The organism is Streptomyces sp. NBC_01478 (genome assembly GCF_036227225.1).
GTDB lineage: Bacteria > Actinomycetota > Actinomycetes > Streptomycetales > Streptomycetaceae > Streptomyces.
This window is the reverse complement of sequence record NZ_CP109444.1, coordinates 2461653-2483322: the sequence shown is the minus strand read 5'-3', so window position 1 is coordinate 2483322 and position 21670 is coordinate 2461653. Positions and strand designations below refer to the sequence as shown.

General features: G+C 69.8%; 20 protein-coding genes. 18 read left to right on the top strand and 2 right to left on the bottom strand.

Features of this window, described 5'->3' with window-relative positions:
- Positions 1–137: 137 nt before the first annotated feature.
- The 3 genes from OG223_RS11095 (at position 138) to rpsD (ending at position 3114) form a co-directional block, all read left to right on the top strand.
- Positions 138–794 (top strand): vitamin K epoxide reductase family protein, encoded by a 657-nt coding sequence (locus OG223_RS11095; RefSeq protein ID WP_329245935.1) that lies wholly within the window; start codon positions 138–140, stop codon positions 792–794.
- Between the two features lie 47 nt (positions 795–841).
- The gene (locus OG223_RS11090) at positions 842–2197 is read left to right on the top strand and encodes a replication-associated recombination protein A (protein WP_329245932.1); all 1356 of its coding nucleotides are present in this window, start codon (positions 842–844) and stop codon (positions 2195–2197) included.
- Between the two features lie 302 nt (positions 2198–2499).
- Complete coding sequence (gene rpsD, locus OG223_RS11085) at positions 2500–3114, top strand: 30S ribosomal protein S4 (protein WP_329245931.1); 615 nt, start codon at positions 2500–2502, stop codon at positions 3112–3114.
- A gap of 31 nt (positions 3115–3145) precedes the next feature.
- Here the strand turns inward: rpsD and OG223_RS11080 are convergent, their stop codons facing one another.
- Positions 3146–5317: an ATP-binding protein gene (locus OG223_RS11080; protein ID WP_329245929.1), complete on the bottom strand. Its 2172-nt coding sequence runs from the start codon at positions 5315–5317 to the stop codon at positions 3146–3148.
- A 152-nt stretch (positions 5318–5469) separates the two neighbouring features.
- On the opposite strand from OG223_RS11080, the gene OG223_RS11075 reads away from it, so the two are divergent.
- From OG223_RS11075 to nusB, 13 genes are all read left to right on the top strand, one after another.
- Positions 5470–5916: a DUF948 domain-containing protein gene (locus OG223_RS11075; protein WP_329245927.1), complete on the top strand. Its 447-nt coding sequence runs from the start codon at positions 5470–5472 to the stop codon at positions 5914–5916.
- Between the two features lie 7 nt (positions 5917–5923).
- A complete protein-coding gene (locus OG223_RS11070; protein WP_329245925.1) occupies positions 5924–6283 on the top strand; it encodes a hypothetical protein in 360 nt (119 codons plus the stop codon).
- Complete coding sequence (alaS, locus tag OG223_RS11065; protein ID WP_329245923.1) at positions 6283–8955, top strand: alanine--tRNA ligase; 2673 nt, start codon at positions 6283–6285, stop codon at positions 8953–8955. Before OG223_RS11070 ends, alaS begins: the two co-directional genes overlap by 1 nt.
- Positions 8956–8970: 15 nt before the next feature.
- Positions 8971–9435: a Holliday junction resolvase RuvX gene (gene ruvX / locus OG223_RS11060; protein WP_329245921.1), complete on the top strand. Its 465-nt coding sequence runs from the start codon at positions 8971–8973 to the stop codon at positions 9433–9435.
- 122 nt (positions 9436–9557) lie between these two features.
- Entirely contained in the window at positions 9558–11309 is a 1752-nt protein-coding gene (gene mltG / locus OG223_RS11055; RefSeq protein WP_329265229.1) for an endolytic transglycosylase MltG, read from the top strand.
- Positions 11290–12129 carry a shikimate dehydrogenase gene (locus tag OG223_RS11050; RefSeq protein ID WP_329245919.1) on the top strand — a complete coding sequence of 280 codons (840 nt, stop codon included), beginning with the start codon at positions 11290–11292 and terminating at the stop codon, positions 12127–12129. The genes mltG and OG223_RS11050 overlap by 20 nt, the downstream gene beginning before the upstream one ends.
- A gap of 754 nt (positions 12130–12883) precedes the next feature.
- On the top strand, positions 12884–14068 hold the full coding sequence (gene aroC, locus OG223_RS11045) for a chorismate synthase (protein WP_329245917.1): 1185 nt from the start codon (positions 12884–12886) through the stop codon (positions 14066–14068).
- Positions 14065–14583 (top strand): shikimate kinase, encoded by a 519-nt coding sequence (locus OG223_RS11040; RefSeq protein ID WP_329245914.1) that lies wholly within the window; start codon positions 14065–14067, stop codon positions 14581–14583. Before aroC ends, OG223_RS11040 begins: the two co-directional genes overlap by 4 nt.
- Complete coding sequence (aroB, locus tag OG223_RS11035; protein WP_329245911.1) at positions 14580–15671, top strand: 3-dehydroquinate synthase; 1092 nt, start codon at positions 14580–14582, stop codon at positions 15669–15671. Before OG223_RS11040 ends, aroB begins: the two co-directional genes overlap by 4 nt.
- A 166-nt stretch (positions 15672–15837) precedes the next feature.
- On the top strand, positions 15838–16680 hold the full coding sequence (locus OG223_RS11030; protein WP_329245909.1) for a Pro-rich N-terminal domain-containing protein: 843 nt from the start codon (positions 15838–15840) through the stop codon (positions 16678–16680).
- A 165-nt stretch (positions 16681–16845) separates the two neighbouring features.
- On the top strand, positions 16846–17958 hold the full coding sequence (locus tag OG223_RS11025; protein WP_329245907.1) for an aminopeptidase P family protein: 1113 nt from the start codon (positions 16846–16848) through the stop codon (positions 17956–17958).
- Positions 17959–18019: 61 nt separating this feature from the next.
- On the top strand, positions 18020–18586 hold the full coding sequence (gene efp, locus OG223_RS11020) for an elongation factor P (RefSeq protein ID WP_019059745.1): 567 nt from the start codon (positions 18020–18022) through the stop codon (positions 18584–18586).
- A gap of 2 nt (positions 18587–18588) precedes the next feature.
- Entirely contained in the window at positions 18589–19023 is a 435-nt protein-coding gene (gene nusB / locus OG223_RS11015) for a transcription antitermination factor NusB (RefSeq protein WP_043683949.1), read from the top strand.
- Between the two features lie 235 nt (positions 19024–19258).
- On the opposite strand, the gene bldD is transcribed toward nusB, so the two are convergent.
- Positions 19259–19759, bottom strand: a complete 501-nt coding sequence (bldD, locus tag OG223_RS11010) for a transcriptional regulator BldD (RefSeq protein WP_019059743.1) — start codon at positions 19757–19759, stop codon at positions 19259–19261.
- A 251-nt stretch (positions 19760–20010) separates the two neighbouring features.
- Between bldD and pyrR the strand changes: the two genes are divergently transcribed.
- Entirely contained in the window at positions 20011–20574 is a 564-nt protein-coding gene (pyrR, locus tag OG223_RS11005; protein WP_019066396.1) for a bifunctional pyr operon transcriptional regulator/uracil phosphoribosyltransferase PyrR, read from the top strand.
- 117 nt (positions 20575–20691) lie between these two features.
- Positions 20692–21669: an aspartate carbamoyltransferase catalytic subunit gene (locus OG223_RS11000; protein ID WP_200685905.1), complete on the top strand. Its 978-nt coding sequence runs from the start codon at positions 20692–20694 to the stop codon at positions 21667–21669.
- Position 21670: the final 1 nt, after the last annotated feature.

Genomic DNA, 21670 nt, shown 5'->3' with positions numbered 1-21670 from the left:
GAGCATCGTCCGGAATCGAGCGCTCAGGGACGACCGTGCGTACTTCCTTATGTCCACCGAACGGTGGACAGGCGGGTGCGTGCGGCACAATGGCCGTGCCCGAAGAAGGTCCAACTCTCAAGTGACGGATCGGCGTGATGAGCAAGACGACAGTGAAGGACGTCTCCACCGACTCCGAGCCGGAGCACACGGCCGAAGAGCCGCGCACGGTGGGGAGCAGCCGCGCCTTCGCCGTGCTGCTGGTGATCACCGGAGCGGCCGGACTGCTCGCCGCGTGGGTCATCACGATCGACAAGTTCAAGATCCTCGAAGGCAAGCTCGCGGGCAAGACGTTCACCCCGAGCTGCAGCATCAACCCGATCGTGTCCTGCGGCAGCGTGATGGAGAGTAAGCAGGCAGCCGCCTTCGGCTTCCCGAACCCGATGCTCGGCCTGGTCGCCTACGGCATCGTGATCTGCGTCGGCATCAGCCTGCTGACCCGGGTCCAGTTCCCGCGCTGGTACTGGCTGACCTTCAACTTCGGCACGCTCTTCGGGGTGGCCTTCTGCACCTGGCTGCAGTTCCAGTCGCTGTACCGGATCAACGCGCTGTGCCTGTGGTGCTCGCTGGCCTGGGTCGCCACGATCACGATGTTCTGGTACGTCACGTCGTTCAACATGCGCAACGACTTCCTGAAGGTCCCGCGCCCGGTCAAGAACTTCCTGGCCGAGTTCACCTGGGTCCTCCCGGTCACCCACGTCGGCATCATCGCGATGCTGATCCTGACCCGCTGGGGCACCCAGCTCTGGGCCTGACCTCGGCCCCGACGGGATTGTCAGTGGCGTGACATAGGGTTTTGGACGTGGAGCCCGACCTATTCACCGCCGCAGCCGAAGAACGCCAGGAGAAGGACCCGTCCAGCAGTCCCCTGGCGGTACGGATGCGCCCGCGCACCCTCGACGAGGTGGTGGGCCAGCAGCATCTGCTGAAGCCGGGCTCACCCCTGCGCCGACTGGTCGGCGAGGGGGCGGGGGGCCCGGCCGGAGCGTCCTCGGTGATCCTCTGGGGCCCGCCCGGCACCGGCAAGACGACCCTCGCGTATGTCGTCTCCAAGGCGACCAACAAGCGGTTCGTGGAGCTCTCCGCGATCACCGCGGGCGTCAAGGAGGTCCGCGCGGTCATCGAAGGCGCCCGTCGCGCGACCGGCGGCTTCGGCAAGGAGACCGTCCTCTTCCTCGACGAGATCCACCGCTTCAGCAAGGCCCAGCAGGACTCCCTGCTCCCGGCCGTCGAGAACCGCTGGATCACCCTGATCGCGGCGACCACGGAGAACCCGTACTTCTCGGTGATCTCCCCGCTCCTGTCCCGCTCCCTCCTCCTCACCCTCGAACCCCTCACGGACGACGATCTGCGCGCGTTGCTGCGCCGGGCCCTGTCCGACGAGCGCGGTCTCAAGGACGCGGTCACCCTCCCCGAGGACAGCGAGAACCACCTGCTGCGCATCGCCGGCGGCGACGCCCGCCGCGCGCTCACCGCTTTGGAGGCCGCCGCCGGGGCCGCCCTCGACAAGGGTGAGCCGGACATCACCCTCCAGACCCTGGAGGAGACGGTCGACCGGGCGGCCGTGACGTACGACCGCGACGGCGACCAGCACTACGACGTGGCCAGCGCCCTCATCAAGTCCATCCGTGGCTCGGACGTCGACGCGGCGCTGCACTACCTGGCCCGCATGATCGAGGCCGGCGAGGACCCGCGCTTCATCGCCCGCCGCCTGATGATCTCCGCGAGCGAGGACATCGGCCTGGCCGATCCGAACGCGCTGCCGATCGCGGTCGCCGCCGCCCAGGCCGTGGCGATGATCGGCTTCCCGGAGGCCGCGCTCACCCTCAGCCACGCCACCATCGCGCTCGCCCTGGCACCCAAGTCGAACGCGGCGACCATGGCGATCGGCGCCGCCATGGAGGACGTACGCAAGGGGCACGCGGGCCCGGTGCCGATGCATCTGCGGGACGGGCACTACAAGGGCGCGGCCAAGCTGGGGCACGCCCAGGGGTACGTCTATCCGCACGATCTGCCCGAGGGGATCGCCGAGCAGCAGTACGCCCCGGAGGAGCTGAAGGACCGCGAGTACTACGAACCGACCCGGCACGGGGCCGAGGCGCGGTACGCGGACGCCGTGGAGTGGACCAGAAAACACCTTGGTCGTAAGCGGTCCTGAGCACCCTGTAGAATCCCCCGAAGTGCTGTGTCCCGTGCTGTCAGAACGGGACGGTCAGCCGGAGCACCGGTTCTCGGACCGGCTCCAGGAGCGTCGCGCACCGTTCGAATGGTGTCGCGGGCAGCCCACCACCATCCGTCGCAAGACGGGACCGGTCGGTGGGCCACTCGCGTGCTGCACGTAGTGCCCAGATCAGGGGAGCGGCTGCCCACCAGGTCCCGCAAGGGTCCCGGCGGGTTTCCCCGGCTGCGGATGCGACCTCCCTCACCACCCTGACAAGCCGACAGACAGAAAGAGACATCGTGGCGAATCAGTCCCGCCCCAAGGTCAAGAAGTCGCGTGCCCTCGGCATCGCGCTGACCCCGAAGGCCGTCAAGTACTTCGAGGCCCGTCCCTACCCGCCGGGTGAGCACGGTCGCGGCCGCAAGCAGAACTCGGACTACAAGGTCCGTCTGCTGGAGAAGCAGCGTCTGCGCGCGCAGTACGACGTGTCCGAGCGCCAGCTCGTCCGCGCCTACGAGCGTGCCTCCAAGGTCCAGGGCAAGACCGGTGAGGCCCTGATCATCGAGCTGGAGCGTCGTCTCGACGCGCTGGTCCTGCGTTCGGGCATCGCCCGCACGATCTACCAGGCCCGCCAGATGGTCGTTCACGGCCACATCGAGGTCAACGGCCAGAAGGTCGACAAGCCGTCCTTCCGCGTCAAGCCGGACGACGTCGTCATGGTCCGCGAGCGCAGCCGCAGCAAGACGCTGTTCGAGGTCTCCCGCGCCGGTGGCTTCGCCCCCGACGGCGAGATCCCGCGCTACCTCCAGGTGAACCTCGGCGCCCTGGCGTTCCGCCTGGACCGCGAGCCGAACCGCAAGGAGATCCCGGTGATCTGCGACGAGCAGCTCGTCGTCGAGTACTACGCCCGCTGATCACCTCACGGACGTAGCACCACCCTTCGCGTCAGCCCGTCGTCTCCCCACCCCTCCGGGTGGGCGAGGCGGCGGGCTTTCGCATGTCCACGCGGACCGCCGCGGTCCGCACCGGCCCGCGCGGCACCGGCACCGCGTCCAGGGGCCGTGACTGCCTCAGCGCCCGCGCCACGGCCGCCTCCCGGCCCAGTCGCGCCCCGTCCCGTACACACTCCGCGTACCGCTCGTCGCCCAGTTGCTCCCGGGCCATCGCCTCGCACAGTTCGTGCGGCGCGTTGTAGTACGCCGAGCCGAACAGCGGCAGCCCCACCGACGGCCACATCCCGCCCGCCGCGCCCTGCAGCAGCGCGGCCTCGGCGGCATCGCCCTCGGAGACCGTCACCAGGGCCAGCAGTTCGACCGCGAGCACCGAGCCCAGCAGATCGCGGAAGCCGTGCGCACTGCCCAGGCAGTCCGCCAACAGGTCGCGCGCGAGCGGGAGTTCGCCGTCGCTCCAGGCGACGTAGGCCAGGACGTACAGCGCGTACGCCCGGGTCCACCGCTCGCCGTGGTCCTCGCACACCCGCCGGACGTCCTCGCACAGCTTCACCGCGTCCGCCAGATCGCCCTGGAAGGCCCGCGTCATCGCCAGCTCGACCTGGCCCATCAGCACGTTGCTGTTCAGCTCGCCGATCTGCTGATAGCGGGCGAGCGCCGAGCGCAGCAGGGCCTCCGCGCGCGGCATGTCGTCCGTGACCAACGCCAGGCAGCCGGTGCGGTGTTCGGCGTACGCGACCGCCGTGGGGTTCGCCGCGTGGTCCGCCTCCTCGCGGCACTCCTGGAGCGCGGCCAGCGCGGGCACGGTGTCGCCCTGGAGGATCGCCACATAGCCGAGCACCCACAGGGCCTTCAGCCGTGACTGGTCGTTGGCCGTGTCCTCGGCGTCCAGTCGCACGGCCTGCTCCAGCCAGTGCCGGCCTTCCGCGAGGCGTCCGCAGCCCGCCCAGTAGAACCACAGGGAGCCCGCCAGGTACTGGCCCAGATGCGTCTCGTCCGGCTCGGTCAGGCAGTACTCCAGGGCTGCGCGCAGATTCGGCAGCTCCGCCTCCACGCGCGCGGCGACCTCACCCTGGCGGGGCGAGAACCAGTCCAGCTCGCACCACGTGGCAAGCCCCAGATACCAGTCGCGGTGCCTGCGCCGCAGCCGGGCCGCGTCCCCGGCCGCCGCCAGCCAGTCGGCGCCGTACGCCCGGATCGTGTCGAGCATCCGGTAGCGCACGCCCGTCGCCGACTCCTCGCGGACGACCACGGACTGCGCGAGGAGTTCGGACAGCACGTCGAGGACGTCGTCCGAGGGCAGTCCGTCGCCGCCGCACACGTACTCGGCGGCTTCCAGGTCGAAGCGCCCGGCGAACACCGAGAGCCGCGCCCACAGCAACCGCTCCTCGGGCGTGCACAGTTCATGGCTCCAGCCGATCGCCGTACGCAGCGTCTGATGCCGGGGCAGCGCGTCCCTGCGCCCACCGGCCAGCAGCCGGAACCGGTCGTCGAACCGCGCCAGCAACTCCCCGGGCGACAAGGCCCGCAGCCGTCCCGCCGCCAGCTCCACAGCGAGCGGAATCCCGTCGAGCCGCCGGCACAACTCCCGTACGTCCGTGTCCTCTTCGCCGAGGGCGACCCCCTGCTGCGCGGCCCGGTCGGCGACGAGCTCCACCGCCTCGTCCTCGCCCAACGGAGCCAGCGCCAGCACCCGCTCGCCCGCCAGCTCCAACGGCCGCCGCCCCACCGCGAGCACCCGCAGCCCCGGAACCCGCCGGAGCAACTCGGCCACCAGCGCGGCACACACCTCCACCAGATGCTCGAACCCGTCCAGCACCAACAGCAGTTGACGGCCCGTCAGATGGGCGAGCAGTGCCTCGCGCGGTAACCGCGTGGTGTGATCCGTCAGCCCCAGCGCCTCCACGACCGCGAAGTCCAGGAGTTCCGGGTCGCGCACCGGCGCCAGCTCCACCCGCCACGCCCCGTCCGGGAGCGCGGACCGGGCCGCCGCACGGGCCGCGAGCCGGGACTTGCCGACCCCGCCGGGCCCGGTCACCGTGACCAGGCGCGAGGTGCCGAGCGCCCGCGCCAGCTCGGTGAGTTCGGCCGAGCGGCCCACGAACCGGTCGGGTTCGAGGGGCAGATTGCCGTCCGCGGTGGCGCCGCCGCCAGAGGAAGCTCGCATGGAACACGGAGCGTACTGAACCGTATTCAGTCCGTACAATCGCTTCGCACAACTCCGCCGTGCGCGGGGCGCCAATGCGGTACGGAGCGCCACCCCCGGCGCGATAGGCTCGGTTCCAGTCATCAACAGGTGTTCATGAGAGCGGGTGTCAGGTGTCCGGTGGAGAGGTGGCCGGGATTCTGGTGGCCGTCTTCTGGGCGATCCTGGTCTCGTTCCTCGCCGTCGCACTGGTGAGGCTGGCCCAGACGCTCAAGGCGACCACCAAGCTGGTCGCGGACGTGACCGACCAGGCCGTGCCGCTGCTCGCGGACGCCTCCTCGGCGGTGCGCTCCGCGCAGACCCAGATCGACCGGGTCGACGCGATCGCCACCGACGTCCAGGAAGTCACCTCGAACGCCTCCGCACTGTCCACCACCGTCGCCTCCACCTTCGGCGGCCCCCTCGTCAAGGTCGCGGCCTTCGGCTACGGCGTCCGCCGGGCCCTGGGCGGCCGCCGCGAGGACGTGCCCGCGCCGTCCGGGGCGTCCCGTCGTACGGTGATCGTGGGCCGTACCGTCCCGGCCGGACGGCGGGGCAAGCGCACCCGGAAGAAGGACTGACCGAGCGATGTTCCGCCGTACGTTCTGGTTCGGCACAGGCGTAGCCGCCGGTGTCTGGGCGACCACCAAGGTCAATCGCAAGCTGAAGCAGCTCACCCCCGAGCACCTCGCCGTGTCCGCGGCCAACAAGGCGCTCGCAGCGGGTCACAAGCTCAAGGACAGCGCGGTGCACTTCGCGCTCGACGTCCGCACGGGCATGGCCCAGCGCGAGGCCGAACTCGGTGACGCGCTGGGGATCAACGCTCCGGTCGACCCCGAACTCCCGGCGCCCCGGCACCACTTCGCCATCGAGAACCGCAACACCCCGATGTCCGTCGAAAGAAACGACAGGACGACGTACTCGTACAACCGGAATGAGGACCACTGATGGAGTCGGCTGAAATCCGCCGCCGCTGGCTGAGCTTCTACGAGGAGCGCGGCCACACCGTCGTCCCCTCGGCGTCGCTCATCGCGGACGACCCGACTCTGCTCCTGGTCCCCGCCGGCATGGTCCCCTTCAAGCCGTACTTCCTCGGCGAGGTCAAGCCGCCGTGGCCGCGCGCCACCAGCGTGCAGAAGTGCGTGCGCACGCCCGACATCGAAGAGGTCGGCAAGACCACGCGCCACGGCACGTTCTTCCAGATGTGCGGCAACTTCTCCTTCGGCGACTACTTCAAGGAAGGCGCCATCACCTACGCCTGGGAGCTGCTCACCTCGCCCCAGGACAAGGGTGGTTACGGCCTCGACCCCGAGCGTCTGTGGATCACGGTCTACCTCGACGACGACGAGGCCGAGACCATCTGGCGCGACAAGATCGGCGTCCCCTCCGAGCGCATCCAGCGCCTCGGCAAGAAGGACAACTACTGGTCGATGGGCGTCCCCGGACCCTGCGGCCCGTGCTCCGAGATCAACTACGACCGCGGCCCCGAGTTCGGCGTCGAGGGCGGCCCGGCCGTCAACGACGAGCGGTACGTGGAGATCTGGAACCTCGTCTTCATGCAGTACGAGCGCGGCGAGGGCATCGGCAAGGAGGACTTCGAGATCCTCGGCGAGCTCCCCAGCAAGAACATCGACACGGGCCTCGGCCTGGAGCGCCTCGCGATGATCCTGCAGGGCGTGCAGAACATGTACGAGATCGACACCTCCATGGCCGTCATCAAGAAGGCCACCGAGCTGACCGGCGTCGAGTACGGCGAATCGCACGAGTCCGACGTCTCCCTGCGCGTGGTGACCGACCACATGCGCACGTCCGTGATGCTCATCGGCGACGGTGTGACCCCCGGCAACGAGGGCCGCGGTTACGTCCTGCGTCGCATCATGCGCCGCGCCATCCGCAACATGCGGCTGCTCGGTGCCACGGGTCTGGTCGTCAAGGACCTCATCGACACCGTCATCGCGATGATGGGCCAGCAGTACCCCGAGCTCGTCACCGACCGGCAGCGCATCGAGACCGTGGCCCTCGCCGAGGAGGCCGCCTTCGTCAAGACGCTGAAGGCCGGCACCAACATCCTCGACACCGCCATCGCCGACACCAAGCAGTCGGGCGGCAAGGTCCTCGCCGGCGACAAGGCGTTCCTGCTCCACGACACCTGGGGCTTCCCGATCGACCTCACCCTCGAAATGGCCGCCGAACAGGGCCTTTCCGTGGACGAGGACGGCTTCCGGCGCCTGATGAAGCAGCAGCGCGACCAGGCCAAGGCCGACGCGCAGGCCAAGAAGACCGGCCACGCGGGCGTCGGCGCCTACCGCGAGATCGCCGACAAGGCCGGCGAGACCGACTTCATCGGCTACTCGGACACCCAGGGCGAGTCCACCATCGTCGGCATCCTCGTCGACGGCGTCTCCTCCCCGGCCGCGACCGAGGGCGACGAGGTCGAGATCGTCCTCGACCGCACCCCCTTCTACGCCGAGGGCGGCGGCCAGATCGGCGACACCGGCCGGATCAAGGTCGAGTCCGGTGCCGTGATCGAGATCCGCGACTGCCAGAAGCCGGTCCCGGGCGTCTACGTCCACAAGGGCGTCGTCCAGTTCGGCGAGGTCACCGTCGGCGCCAAGGCCGAGGCCGCGATCGACATCCGCCGCCGCACCGCCATCGCCCGCGCCCACTCGGCCACCCACCTCACCCACCAGGCGCTGCGTGACGCGTTGGGTCCGACGGCCGCGCAGGCCGGTTCCGAGAACCAGCCGGGCCGCTTCCGCTTCGACTTCGGTTCCCCGTCCGCGGTTCCCACCGCCGTGATGACCGACGTCGAGCAGAAGATCAACGAGGTGCTCGCCCGCGACCTGGACGTGCACGCCGAGATCCTCAGCCTCGACGAGGCCAAGAAGCAGGGCGCCATCGCCGAGTTCGGCGAGAAGTACGGCGAGCGGGTCCGGGTCGTCACCATCGGCGACTTCTCCAAGGAGCTGTGCGGCGGCACCCACGTCCACAACACCTCGCAGCTCGGCCTGGTGAAGCTGCTCGGCGAGTCGTCGATCGGCTCCGGAGTCCGCCGTATCGAAGCGCTCGTGGGTGTCGACGCCTACAACTTCCTCGCCCGTGAGCACACGGTCGTCGCCCAGCTCCAGGAGCTGATCAAGGGCCGTCCGGAGGAGCTTCCGGAGAAGGTCTCCGCCATGCTCGGCAAGCTGAAGGACGCCGAGAAGGAGATCGAGAAGTTCCGCGCCGAGAAGGTGTTGCAGGCCGCCGCCGGTCTCGTCGAGTCCGCCAAGGACGTGCACGGGATCGCCGTCGTCACCGGCCAGGTCCCGGACGGCACGACCCCGGACGACCTGCGCAAGCTGGTCCTCGACGTGCGCGGCCGTATCCAGGGCGGACGGGCCGCCGTCGTAGCCCTGTTCACGGTCAACAACGGCAAGCCGCTCACCGTCATCGCCACCAACGAAGCCGCCCGCGAGCGCGGTCTCAAGGCCGGCGACCTGGTGCGCGCCGCCGCCAAGACCCTCGGCGGCGGCGGTGGCGGCAAGCCGGACGTGGCCCAGGGCGGTGGCCAGAACCCGGCCGCCGTCGGCGAGGCGGTCGACGCCGTCGAGCGACTCGTCGCCGACACGGCCAAGTAAGAAGCGGTCCAGAACATGCGAAGAGGCCGCCGACTCGCGATCGACGTCGGGGACGCCCGGATCGGGGTCGCCTCGTGCGACCCCGACGGGATCCTCGCCACTCCCGTCGAGACGGTCCCCGGCCGCGACATCCCGGCGGCGCACCGTCGGCTGAAGCAGCTCGTCGAGGAGTACGAACCGATCGAAGTCGTCGTCGGCCTTCCTCGCTCCCTCAAGGGCGGCGAGGGACCGGCCGCCGTCAAGGTCCGGGACTTCGCCCAGGAGCTGGCCAAGGGCATCGCCCCGGTACCGGTCAGACTGTTGGACGAACGGATGACCACAGTGACGGCCAGTCAGGGACTGCGCGCCTCCGGGGTGAAGTCCAAGAAGGGCCGCTCGGTCATCGACCAGGCGGCCGCGGTCATCATCCTCCAGCAGGCACTGGAATCCGAACGGGTGTCAGGTAAACCACCCGGCGAGGGCGTCGAAGTGGTCATCTGATCGCGATACGGTAACGTTCCGCGCGATGCGATGGTGTTCGAACAGCCATGGCACAGCAAGAGGCGGGACGGGAGCCGGAGCCCCAAGCGCCGCGACCGCCGCCTCGCGGCTCTAGGGGATCGATGACTGAGTATGGCCGGGGCCCAGGCTCCGAACCGTGGCATCCGGAGGACCCGTTGTTCGGGGACGTCGGATGGGAAGGACAGCAGGCCCAGGTGGGGCAGCAGTCCTCCTACGGCGGCCAGCCGCAGCACTATCCGGAACAGCCGCAGCAGCCGCAGTACGGCGACTGGGGCAACGGCCAGCAGGCCGACTACGGTCAGGCGCAGCAGCAGTACCAGGTCTACGACGAACAGGGCAACCCGCAGTACCCCGACCAGCAGCAGTGGGCGGACCAGCAGCAGTACGTCGATCAGAGCCATCAGCAGTACGTCGGTCAGCAGCAGCAGTATCAGCAGGGCGGCTGGGACGGAACCCACGCACATGGGCAGGTCCCGTACGCCGCGGACCCCGGTGACCCGTACGCGCAGCAGGCCGCCGCGTACGGCGAACAGCAGCCCGATTTCTACGGCACGCCCGACGCGTTCCCGCCGCCGGAGCCGCCCGGCAAGCGCCGTACGGAACCCGAGCCGGAGCGGACCGACTGGGACCCGGGCCCCGATCAGGGCGAACACGCGTTCTTCGCGGGCGGCGACGACGAGGACGAGGTCGACGACGACGAGCCGGACGACGGGCGCGGACGCGGTGACCGGCGGGGCAAAGGCGGCAAAGGCAAGGGCAAAGGCGGCAAGGAGAAGAAGCGCCGCAACGGCTGCGCTTGCCTGGTCGTCGTCCTGGTGTTCGGCGGCGGTCTCGGCGGCGTCGGCTATTTCGGCTGGCACTTCTACCAAAATCGTTTCGGCTCGGCGCCCGACTACGCGGGCGACGGCACCGGTTCGGTGAGCGTCACCATCCCCAAGGGAGCCGGCGGCTACACCATCGGCCAGGAGCTGAAGAAGCAGGGCGTCGTGAAGAGCGTCGACGCGTTCGTGGCCGCCCAGTCGCAGAATCCCGACGGGAAGAAGATCCAGGCGGGCGTCTTTCTGCTGAAGAAGGAAATGTCCGCCGCGGCCGCCGTCAAGCTGATGCTCGATCCCAAGAGCCAGGACAACCTGATCGTCGCCCCGGGTGTGCGGAACGTGAAGGTCTACGCGGATATCGACAAGAAACTCCAGCTTTCTGGCGGTACCACCAAGGCCGTCGCCAAGAAGGAGTACAAGAGCCTCGGACTGCCGAGCTGGGCGAACGACAGCACGGAGATCAAGGACCCACTGGAAGGCTTCCTCTACCCCGGCACCTATGGCGCCGCGAAGGGCATGAAACCCGAAACGGTCCTCAAGCAGATGGTCGCCCAGGCCGCCGAGAAATACGACGCGCTCGACCTTGAGACGAAGGCCAAAGCGCTCAATCTGGACAACCCGCTGCAGGTCATCACGGTCGCGAGCCTCGTCCAGGCCGAAGGCAAGACACACGACGACTTCCGCAAGATGGCCGAAGTGGTCTACAACCGTCTCAAGTCCTCGAACACCGAGACCAACCAACTGCTGCAATTCGACTCGACCTTCAATTACCTGAAGGGTCAGAGCAAGATTCACATCAGTGAGTCCGAGATCAACAGCAACAAGGACCCGTACAACACCTACACGCAAAAGGGCCTGCCGCCCGGTCCCATCGACAACCCCGGTGACGAGGCTCTGGCAGCGGCACTGAATCCGACCCGCGACGGCTGGATCTACTTCGTGGCGACCGACGGCCAGAACAAGACGGAATTCGCCAAGACGTATGCCGAATTCCAGAAACTCAGGGACGAGTTCAATGCCAACTCGGGCAACTGACGCCCGCCGGGCCGCCGTGCTCGGTTCACCCATCGCCCACTCCCTCTCCCCGGTGCTGCATCGCGCGGCATACGGGGAGTTGGGGTTGGACGGCTGGTCGTACGACCGCTTCGACGTCGACGAGGCGGCCCTGCCGGGGTTCTTCAAGGACCTCGGACCGGAGTGGGCGGGCCTGTCGCTGACCATGCCGCTGAAGCGTGCGGTCATACCGCTGCTCGACGAGATCAGCGAGACGGCGGCGTCGGTGGACACGGTCAACACCGTCGTCTTCACGGAGGACGGCCGACGGGTCGGCGACAACACCGACATCCCCGGCATGGTCGCCGCCCTGCGTGAACACGGCATCGAACAGGTCGACTCGGCCGCGATCCTCGGCGCCGGCGCCACGGCTTCCTCCGCGCTCGCCGCCCTCTCCCGGATCTGCACCGGCGAGGTCGTCGCGTACGTCCGCAGCGAGGCCCGCGCCGCCGAGATGCGCCAATGGGGCAAGCGGCTCGACGTGGAGGTCCGCACGGCGGACTGGTCCGACGCGGCGGAAGGCCTGCGCGCCCCCCTGGTCTTCGCGACCACCCCCGCCGGCACCACGGACGCCCTCTCCTCCGCCGTACCGGAACGCCCAGCCACCCTCTTCGACGTCCTCTACGACCCCTGGCCCACCGACCTCGCGGCCCGCTGGTCCGGCTACGGCGGCGCGGTCGTCAGCGGTCTCGACCTGCTGGTGCACCAGGCGGTACTCCAGGTGGAACAGATGACGGGCCGTCGGCCGGCACCGGTGCACGCGATGCGGAGGGCGGGGGAGAAGGCGTTGGCGGATCGGTGAGGTGGGGTGAGGGGCGCTGCTGACCGGGGGCGATGGGGCGGGTCGGAAAACTGGCTGACCGTTGACGTGGGTTTCGTGGGGCGGGCGAGGAGGCGAGAGCCCACCGTTGGCCCGGGCCCTGTGGGGTGGTTGGGCAGGCGCCGTTCGCCTGCTGGGTGCCCAAGTGAGCGTCGGCCCAGTCCTGGCCTCGGCCCGGTAGGGCTCTCGCGGAGGCCTCGACCGACCGCTTGTCCAGATCCGGTGGGGCGGCCAAGCGACTGTCGGCCGACTCTTGGTCTCACCCCGGCAAGCCTGTCGAGAAGCCCACCGGCCGACTGCCGACCCAGGCCTCGTAAGGCGTCCGCGGAGGCGTCACCCGGTTCTTGGCTTCATCTCCGGTACGGCTGGCAGCTAGCCGTCGGCCGACTGCTGACCCCGACCCCGCAAGGCGTCCAAGCAGGCGTCCCCCGACTCCTGACCTCCCCTGGCCCCGCTGTCAATAAGCCCACCCCACCCCCTACCCCGCACTCCGCAAGGCCCCCCGCCCGCATCAGCCGCCCCTGACCTCACCCCCACAGCCCGGGGCAAGAAGCCGCCCGCCGGTCGCCGCCCCGGCATCCCGCGTCCGTTCCCTGGACCGTAGGGCAGGTCTGTGCCCCGGACGTGGGAGGATCGGGGGCGGCGGGCCAGGGCCGCGCACCCCGGTTTCGCCGTCGCCGTACGCGAGGACGCGCGTACGCAGGGCAGTACCAGGGCGCGAGCATGAGGAGCACCGTTGAGCAGGTTGCGCTGGCTGACCGCGGGGGAGTCCCACGGTCCCGCACTCGTGGCGACGCTGGAGGGCCTTCCCGCCGGCGTGCCGATCACCACGGACATGGTGGCGGACCACCTGGCCCGGCGCCGGCTCGGCTATGGGCGCGGTGCGCGCATGAAGTTCGAGCGCGACGAGGTCACCTTCCTCGGCGGTGTCCGGCACGGCCTCACTCTCGGTTCGCCGGTCGCGATCATGGTGGGCAACACCGAGTGGCCCAAGTGGGAGCAGGTGATGTCGGCCGATCCGATCGATCCGGAGATCCTGGCCGGGCTCGCCCGCAACGCCCCGCTGACCCGGCCGCGCCCCGGCCACGCCGACCTCGCCGGTATGCAGAAGTACGGCTTCGACGAGGCCCGCCCGATCCTGGAGCGTGCCTCCGCGCGGGAGACCGCGGCCCGTGTCGCGCTGGGTGCCGTTGCCCGGTCGTACATCAAGGAGACGGCCGGGATCGAGATCGTCTCGCATGTCGTGGAGTTGGCTTCCGCGAAGGCGCCGCAGGGTGTGCTGCCCACGCCCGCCGATGTCGAGAAGCTGGACGCCGACCCCGTGCGCTGCCTGGACGCGGACGCCTCGAAGGCGATGGTCGCGGAGATCGACCAGGCCCATAAGGACGGCGACACGCTGGGTGGCGTGGTCGAGATCCTTGCCTACGGCGTTCCCGTCGGCCTCGGCTCGCACGTGCACTGGGATCGGAAGCTGGACGCCCGCCTCGCCGGTGCCCTCATGGGTATCCAGGCGATCAAGGGTGTCGAGATCGGTGACGGTTTCGAGCTCGCCCGTGTCCCCGGTTCGCAGGCGCACGACGAGATCGTCAACACCGATGAGGGCATTCGTCGGGTCTCCGGGCGCTCCGGGGGTACCGAGGGTGGGCTGTCGACCGGCGAACTGCTGCGCGTGCGCGCCGCGATGAAGCCCATCGCGACCGTGCCGCGCGCCCTGCAGACCGTCGACGTCGTCACCGGTGAGGCCACCCAGGCCCACCACCAGCGCTCCGACGTCTCCGCGGTCCCCGCCGCCGGCATCGTCGCCGAGGCGATGGTCGCGCTGGTCCTCGCGGACGCCGTGGCCGAGAAGTTCGGCGGCGACTCGGTGCCCGAGACCCGCCGCAACGTCCGCTCGTACCTCGAAAACCTGGCCATCCGGTGACCGCGACCCCGCTCGTCGTCCTGGTCGGCCCCATGGGCGTGGGCAAGTCCACCGTCGGACAGCAGCTCGCCGAGCGGCTCGGCGTCAGCTACCGGGACACCGACGACGACATCGTGGCCGCCGAGGGCCGCACCATCGCCGAGATCTTCGTCGACGAGGGCGAGCCCGTCTTCCGCGCCATCGAGAAGCGCGCCGTGCACCAGGCACTCGCCGGACACGACGGCGTCCTCGCGCTCGGCGGCGGCTCGATCCTCGACGAGGACACGCGCGCGCTGCTCGCGACACACCGGGTCGTCTACCTCTCCATGGACGTGGACGAAGCCGTCAAGCGCACCGGCCTCAACGCGGCCCGCCCGCTGCTCGCCATCAACCCGCGCAAGCAGTGGCGCGAACTGATGGAAGCCAGGCGCCACTTGTACGCCGAGGTCGCGCAGGCCGTCGTACCGACCGACAGCCGCACCCCCGAGGACGTCACCCAAGCCGTCCTGGACGCACTGGAGTTGAAGGAAGCATGAGCGAGTCAGTGACGCGGATCCAGGTCGGCGGCACGGCGGGCAGCGACCCGTACGAGGTCCTGGTGGGCCGTCAACTCCTGGGCGAGCTGGGCGGGTTGGTCGGTGACCGGGTCAAGCGGGTCGCCGTCATCCACCCCGAGGCGCTCGCCGAGACGGGTGACGCGCTGCGCGCCGACCTGGCCGGGCAGGGCTTCGAGGCCGTCGCCATCCAGGTGCCGAACGCGGAGGAGGCCAAGACCGCCGAGGTCGCCGCCTACTGCTGGAAGGCCCTGGGCCAGTCCGGCTTCACGCGCTCCGACGTCATCGTGGGCGTCGGCGGCGGTTCCACCACCGACCTGGCCGGATTCGTCGCCGCGACCTGGCTGCGCGGGGTCCGCTGGATCGCCGTACCGACGACCGTGCTCGCCATGGTCGACGCGGCCGTCGGCGGCAAGACCGGCATCAACACCGCCGAGGGCAAGAACCTGGTCGGCTCCTTCCACCCGCCGGCCGGCGTGCTCTGCGACCTCGCCGCGCTGGACTCCCTCCCGGTCAACGACTACGTCTCCGGGCTCGCCGAGATCATCAAGGCCGGTTTTATCGCCGACCCGGTGATCCTCGAACTCATCGAGTCCGACCCGGAGGCCGCCCGCACCCCGGCCGGCCCGCACACCGCCGAGCTCATCGAACGCTCCATCAAGGTCAAGGCCGAGGTCGTCTCGGCCGACCTCAAGGAGTCGGGCCTGCGCGAGATCCTCAACTACGGCCACACCCTCGCCCACGCCATCGAGAAGAACGAGCGCTACAAGTGGCGCCACGGCGCGGCAGTGGCCGTAGGCATGCACTTCGCGGCCGAACTGGGCCGGCTCGCGGGCCGGTTGGACGACGCGACGGCGGACCGCCACCGCACGGTCCTCGAATCGGTCGGCCTCCCGCTCAGCTACCGCTACGACCAGTGGCCCAAGCTCCTGGAGACCATGCGGGTCGACAAGAAGTCCCGCGGCGACCTGCTCCGCTTCATCGTCCTCGACGGCCTCGCCAAGCCGACGGTCCTGGAGGGCCCCGACCCGGCCGTCCTGCTCGCCGCGTACGGCGAAGTGGGCGAGTAAGTCCCGCGAAGCCCCATCCACCCGATGTGCCTTACAGGGATGGGCACTTCGGCCCCTCCCCGGCCGTTCACCAAATGGCGGCCGGGGAAGGTACCGTTCGGTAGGGAGCGGGGTTTCGGGCCCGCTGCCAGCGCCAATTGCCTTGTACGAGACGGAGTGGCACCGGATGCAGCACGCAGTGGGGTCTCCGCTGCCGCCGCCCCACCAGCCGGGGCAGGGACCGACCGCCGGTTGGTCCCCGGCCGGACAACACTCGGGCGGCCCGCACCATCCGGGCCCCGCGCCCGTGCCGCCCCCGCCACCGGCCCCGGGCTTCGCACCCACCCCGCCGCCGGTGCCGCACACGCTCCCGCGCCACGCACCGGACACCACCGGCCATGTCCAGCTCCCGCCGGGCGGCCCCGTGCCCATGCCCAGCGCCCCGCCGGCCGCGGCGGCGCCCGACCCGACCTCCACGACCCTCGCGGTGCTGCTCATCGGCCCCGCAGGCGCGGGCAAGACGAGCGTCGCGAAGTACTGGGCGGAACATCGCCGGGTCCCCACGGCCCACATCAGTCTCGACGACGTCCGCGAATGGGTCCGCTCCGGCTTCGCCGACCCCCAGTCCGGCTGGAACGACCACTCCGAGGCCCAGTACCGCCTGGCCCGCCGCACCTGCGGCTTCGCCGCCCGCAACTTCCTCGCCAACGGCATCTCCTGCATCCTCGACGACGCGGTCTTCCCCGACCGCCCGGTCGTGGGCCTCGGCGGCTGGAAACGCCACGTGGGCCCCGGCCTCCTCCCGGTCGTCCTCCTCCCGGGCCTGGAAATAGTCCTGGAACGCAACGCCGAACGCTCCGGCAACCGCCGCCTCACCGACGAAGAGGTCGCCCGCATCCACGGCCGTATGGCCGGCTGGTACGGCTCGGGCCTCCCGATCATCGACAACTCCCAGATGGACGTCCAGCAAACGGCCCAGGTACTCAACGACGTGCTCGCCCGCTCGATAGCAAGCCCCCCGAGCTGGTAACGAACGGGACTTGATGCTTTTGGGGGCGCGGGGCTGTATCAATACGCGGCTCCGCCGCGTGGGCGCGCTCAGCCCCCACCGACCCGCACCCGAAACTCAAGCGCCGTCCCCCGAACGGCACCCTCCCAACCAGCACAATCCGGCCACCGCTCCTACGCTCGTCTCATGTCAGAGGTCCACGCAGCCCGCCGAGCAAGGCTCAGAGACCGAGCCCAGGCCGGCGGCAGCCAATCCACGCTGGTCACCAACCCAGCCAACGTGCACTACTTGGCCGGTCCGGCCCCGCAGGGCACCGTCCTGCTGCTGGGCAGGCGCGAAGACATGCTGGTCTGCACCGGCCCCCTCGACGAGCGCCCCGCCGGAGGCGAGGGCCGCCCCGACGAGACCCTCCGCGTCCACGCACTCTCCACGCCGGGCGGCGACCCCGCCGTAGCCGCCGCAGACCTGGCGGCCGCGACCGGCGCCGAATCCATGGCCGTAGAAGAACACCACCTCACCGTCACCCGCCACCGAGCCCTCCGCTCGGTCGCGCCGACCCTCCGCCTCACCGACATCGGCGGCGCGGTCGAGCAGCTCCGGGTCGTCAAGGACGAGGCGGAGATCTCCTGTCTGAGAATCGGCGCCGAGATCGCCGACCAGGCCCTCGGAGAGCTCCTGGAGTCGATCCTCGTCGGCCGCACCGAACGCCATCTCGCCCTCGAACTGGAGCGACGGCTCGTCGACCACGGCGCGGACGGCCCGGCCTTCGCCACCTCCGTCGCCACCGGACCGCACTCGGGCAAACGCGGCCACCGGCCGACCGATCGCCGGGTCGAGGAAGGAGATTTCCTTTCTGTCTGCCTCGGCGCCGCCTATCGCGGATACCGCTGCGAGATCGGCCGTACGTTCGTCATCGGCACCTCTCCCGCCGACTGGCAGATCGAGCTGTACGACCTCGTCTTCGCCGCCCAGCGCGCCGCACGGGAGTCTCTGACCCCCGGTGCCGCCTACCGGGATGTGGACCGCGCGGCCCGCCAGGTGCTGGACTCCGCGGGGTATTCAGAAGGCCTCCCAGCCCTCACCGGGCACGGTGTCGGGCTCGAAATCGACGAGGAGCCGCAGTTGGCCCCCGCGGCCATGGGTAAACTGGACGCTTGCGTGCCGGTCACCGTCGAACCGGGGGTTCACCTCCCGGGCCGGGGCGGTGTCCGGATCGATGACACGCTCGTCGTGCGCCCTGAGGCGGACGGCGGACCCGAGCTACTCACCATCACGACCAAGGAGCTGCTCGCGCTCTAGCTTTATCGAGCTGTGCGCGTGCCCCGTGGTCGTCCACGTCAGTCCAGGAGATTCCGCAACCGTGGCTTCCACGAACGACCTCAAGAACGGCCTGGTGCTCAAGCTCGACGGGGGCCAGCTCTGGTCCGTCGTCGAGTTCCAGCACGTCAAGCCCGGCAAGGGCCCTGCCTTCGTGCGCACCAAGCTCAAGAACGTGCTCTCCGGCAAGGTCGTCGACAAGACGTTCAACGCCGGCGTCAAGGTCGAGACGGCCACTGTCGACAAGCGCGACATGCAGTTCTCGTACATGGACGGCGAGTACTTCGTCTTCATGGACATGGAGACCTACGACCAGCTCATGGTCGACCGCAAGGCCGTCGGCGACGCCGCCAACTTCCTGATCGAGGGCTTCACCGCCACGGTCGCCCAGCACGAGGGCGAGGTGCTCTTCGTCGAGCTGCCGGCCGCCGTCGAGCTGGTCATCCAGGAGACCGAGCCCGGCGTCCAGGGCGACCGCTCCACCGGTGGCACCAAGCCCGCCACCCTGGAGACCGGCTACCAGATCCAGGTCCCGCTCTTCATCACCACCGGTGAGAAGATCAAGGTCGACACCCGCTCCAGCGACTACCTCGGCCGGGTGAACAGCTAACCGTGGCTGCCCGCAATACGGCCCGCAAGCGCGCCTTCCAGATCCTCTTCGAGGGCGACCAGCGCGGAGTCGGCGTCACCACGGTCCTCGCGGACTGGATCCGGCTCTCCCGGGACGACACCCGGCAGCCGCCGGTCAGCGAGTACACGATGGAGCTGGTCGAGGGGTACGCGCAGCACGCGCGCCGCATCGACGAGCTCATCGCGCAGTACTCGGTCGGCTGGACGCTCGACCGCATGCCCGTGGTGGACCGCAACATCCTGCGCCTCGGCGCCTACGAGCTGATCTGGGCCGACGAGACCCCGGACGCGGTCGTCCTCGACGAGATGGTGCAGTTGGCCAAGGAGTTCTCGACGGACGAGTCGCCCTCGTTCGTCAACGGCCTGCTGGGCCGTTTCAAGGACCTGAAGCCCTCGCTGCGCCGGGACGAGGCGTAAGCACGGTACGAGAGACGGTCCGGAGCAGGACGAGAGCCGGACCGGAGCAGGACGAGAGTCCAGCCGGAAAACGCCGGAGGGCCCGCAGCACGACCGCTGCGGGCCCTCCGGCGTTCCTGTACGCATGAGGCCCCTGAGGCCCGCAGAAAGCCGCCGGGGTGGCCGGAACGGTGAAGTTCCGGCCACCCCGGCGGCACGTTTCTGCTTAGGCGTGGAGCGGCTCGGGCGGAGCTGCTCAGTTCTCCTCGTGGGAGACCGCGCGACGCGCGTCCGCGTCCAGCACGCCCCAACTGATCAGTTGCTCGGTGAGGACCGAGGGGGACTGGTCGTAGATGACGGCGAGTGTGCGCAGGTCGTCCTGGCGGATCGAGAGCACCTTGCCGTTGTAGTCGCCGCGCTGGGACTGGATCGTCGCCGCGTAGCGCTGCAGCGGGCCGGCCTTCTCGGCGGGCACGTGGGCCAGCCGCTCCAGGTCGAGAACCAGCTTCGGCGGCGGCTCGGCGGCCCCGCCCGGCGTGGTGCCCGGCAGCAGCTCCTGCACCGGAACCCCGTAGAAGTCAGCCAACTCGGCGAGGCGCTGCACGGTGACGGCGCGGTCGCCGCGCTCGTACGACCCGACCACGACCGCCTTCCAGCGCCCCTGTGACTTCTCCTCGACACCGTGGAGGGAAAGGCCCTGCTGGGTGCGGATGGCCCGGAGCTTGGCCCCGAGCTGTTTGGCGTATTCGCTGGACATATAGCTCCCGGACACTGTGTCGACGCGGCTGCAGTGTTTCCGCGCCGCGCGGCTGGTAACTCACTGTGAGGTTACGCAGCGTTACGCTCCCGCGTCAAGCCGAATGGTCCGCACCGGCTCTTCCGTGGTAGCGGTGTCCGATTACTCCATAGGGGTGATCAGGGGTGTCGCCCCGGCCTGCTAACGTGGATGGCGCAAATCCGACGTCCTTTAAGGTCCGTCCCGTGAGGCGGAGAAGGAGGTCCGTTTCTATGGACACTCAGCAGTACGAGTCCGATGCCCGGCCCGTTCTCGAGGCCCCCGACATCGCGCGGGTCCTGACCCGCATCGCCCACGAGATCGTCGAGCGCGCCAAGGGCGCCGACGACGTGGTTCTCCTCGGCATCCCGACCCGGGGCGTCTTCCTCGCCCAGCGGCTCGCCGTCAAGCTCGAGGAGATCACCGACCGCAAGATCCCGGTCGGCTCCCTCGACATCACCATGTACCGCGACGACCTGCGCATGCACCCGCCGCGCGCGCTGGCCCGCACGGACATCCCCGGTGACGGCATCGACGGCCGCCTGGTCGTCCTCGTCGACGACGTGCTCTTCTCCGGCCGCACCATCCGCGCCGCCCTCGACGCCCTGAACGACATCGGGCGCCCGCGCGCGGTGCAGCTCGCGGTCCTGGTCGACAGAGGCCACCGCGAACTGCCCATCCGCGCCGACTACGTCGGCAAGAACCTCCCCACGTCGCTGCGGGAGACGGTCAAGGTCCAGCTCGCCGAGGAGGACGGTCGCGACACCGTGCTGCTCGGCGCCAAGCAGACCCCGTAGCGGACGGACGCCGTGCCCCTGCGGCACGACGCGCCCCCGCACGCCCGGCTGTGCCTTCTGGGGGACACCCCCAGACCCCCGTGCCCCAAACCTGAACTGCCTTACGGAGCCTGACAGATGCAGCGTCATCTCATCTCGGCCGCCGACCTCTCCCGCGACGACGCCGTCCTGATCCTCGACACCGCCGAGGAGATGGCCCGGGTCGCCGACCGGCCGATCAAGAAACTGCCGACCCTGCGCGGCCGTACCGTGGTCAACCTCTTCTTCGAGGACTCCACGCGCACGCGTATCTCCTTCGAAGCCGCCGAGAAGCGCCTCTCCGCCGACGTCATCAACTTCACCGCCAAGGGGTCGAGTGTCTCCAAGGGCGAGTCCCTGAAGGACACCGCGCAGACCCTGGAGGCCATGGGCGTCGACGCGGTCGTCATCCGGCACGGTGCCTCCGGGGCGCCGTACCGGCTCGCCACCTCCGGGTGGATCGACGCGGCCGTCATCAACGCCGGCGACGGCACCCACCAGCACCCGACGCAGGCGCTGCTCGACGCGTTCACCATGCGCCGCCGGCTCGTCGGCCGGGACGCCGGGCTCGGGCAGGACCTGGCCGGCAAGCGGATCACGCTCGTCGGCGACATTCTGCACAGCCGCGTCGCCCGCTCGAACGTCGACCTGCTGCACACCCTCGGCGCAGAGGTCACCCTCGTCGCCCCGCCCACCCTGGTGCCGGTCGGCGTCGAGGCCTGGCCCTGCGAGGTCTCGTACGACCTCGACAGCACGCTCTCCAAGTCCGACGCGGTGATGCTGCTGCGTGTCCAGCGCGAGCGCATGAACGCGGCGTTCTTCCCGACCGAGCGCGAGTACTCGCGGCGCTACGGCCTCGACGGCGACCGCATGGCGAAGATGCCCGAGCACGCGATCGTGATGCACCCGGGGCCGATGGTCCGGGGCATGGAGATCACCGCCGAGGTCGCCGACTCGGACCGCTGCACCGTCGTCGAGCAGGTCGCAAACGGAGTCTCCATCCGGATGGCCGTGCTCTATCTGCTTCTGGGCGGCAACGAACCCGCCGTCAGCCACGCCCGCATCGAGGAGAAGTAAG

Bases quoted from the DNA above. Each gene is read 5' to 3' on its own strand.
- OG223_RS11080 (WP_329245929.1), bottom strand. From the start codon at position 5,317: ATGCGAGCTTCCTCTGGCGGCGGCGCCACCGCGGACGGCAATCTGCCC.
- alaS (WP_329245923.1), top strand. From the start codon at position 6,283: ATGGAGTCGGCTGAAATCCGCCGCCGCTGGCTGAGCTTCTACGAGGAG.
- OG223_RS11000 (WP_200685905.1), top strand. From the start codon at position 20,692: ATGCAGCGTCATCTCATCTCGGCCGCCGACCTCTCCCGCGACGACGCC.
- OG223_RS11050 (WP_329245919.1), top strand. From the start codon at position 11,290: ATGCCAACTCGGGCAACTGACGCCCGCCGGGCCGCCGTGCTCGGTTCA.
- ruvX (WP_329245921.1), top strand. From the start codon at position 8,971: ATGCGAAGAGGCCGCCGACTCGCGATCGACGTCGGGGACGCCCGGATC.
- OG223_RS11070 (WP_329245925.1), top strand. From the start codon at position 5,924: ATGTTCCGCCGTACGTTCTGGTTCGGCACAGGCGTAGCCGCCGGTGTC.
- aroB (WP_329245911.1), top strand. From the start codon at position 14,580: ATGAGCGAGTCAGTGACGCGGATCCAGGTCGGCGGCACGGCGGGCAGC.
- OG223_RS11030 (WP_329245909.1), top strand. From the start codon at position 15,838: ATGCAGCACGCAGTGGGGTCTCCGCTGCCGCCGCCCCACCAGCCGGGG.
- OG223_RS11025 (WP_329245907.1), top strand. From the start codon at position 16,846: ATGTCAGAGGTCCACGCAGCCCGCCGAGCAAGGCTCAGAGACCGAGCC.
- bldD (WP_019059743.1), bottom strand. From the start codon at position 19,759: ATGTCCAGCGAATACGCCAAACAGCTCGGGGCCAAGCTCCGGGCCATC.
- OG223_RS11095 (WP_329245935.1), top strand. From the start codon at position 138: ATGAGCAAGACGACAGTGAAGGACGTCTCCACCGACTCCGAGCCGGAG.
- mltG (WP_329265229.1), top strand. From the start codon at position 9,558: ATGACTGAGTATGGCCGGGGCCCAGGCTCCGAACCGTGGCATCCGGAG.
- pyrR (WP_019066396.1), top strand. From the start codon at position 20,011: ATGGACACTCAGCAGTACGAGTCCGATGCCCGGCCCGTTCTCGAGGCC.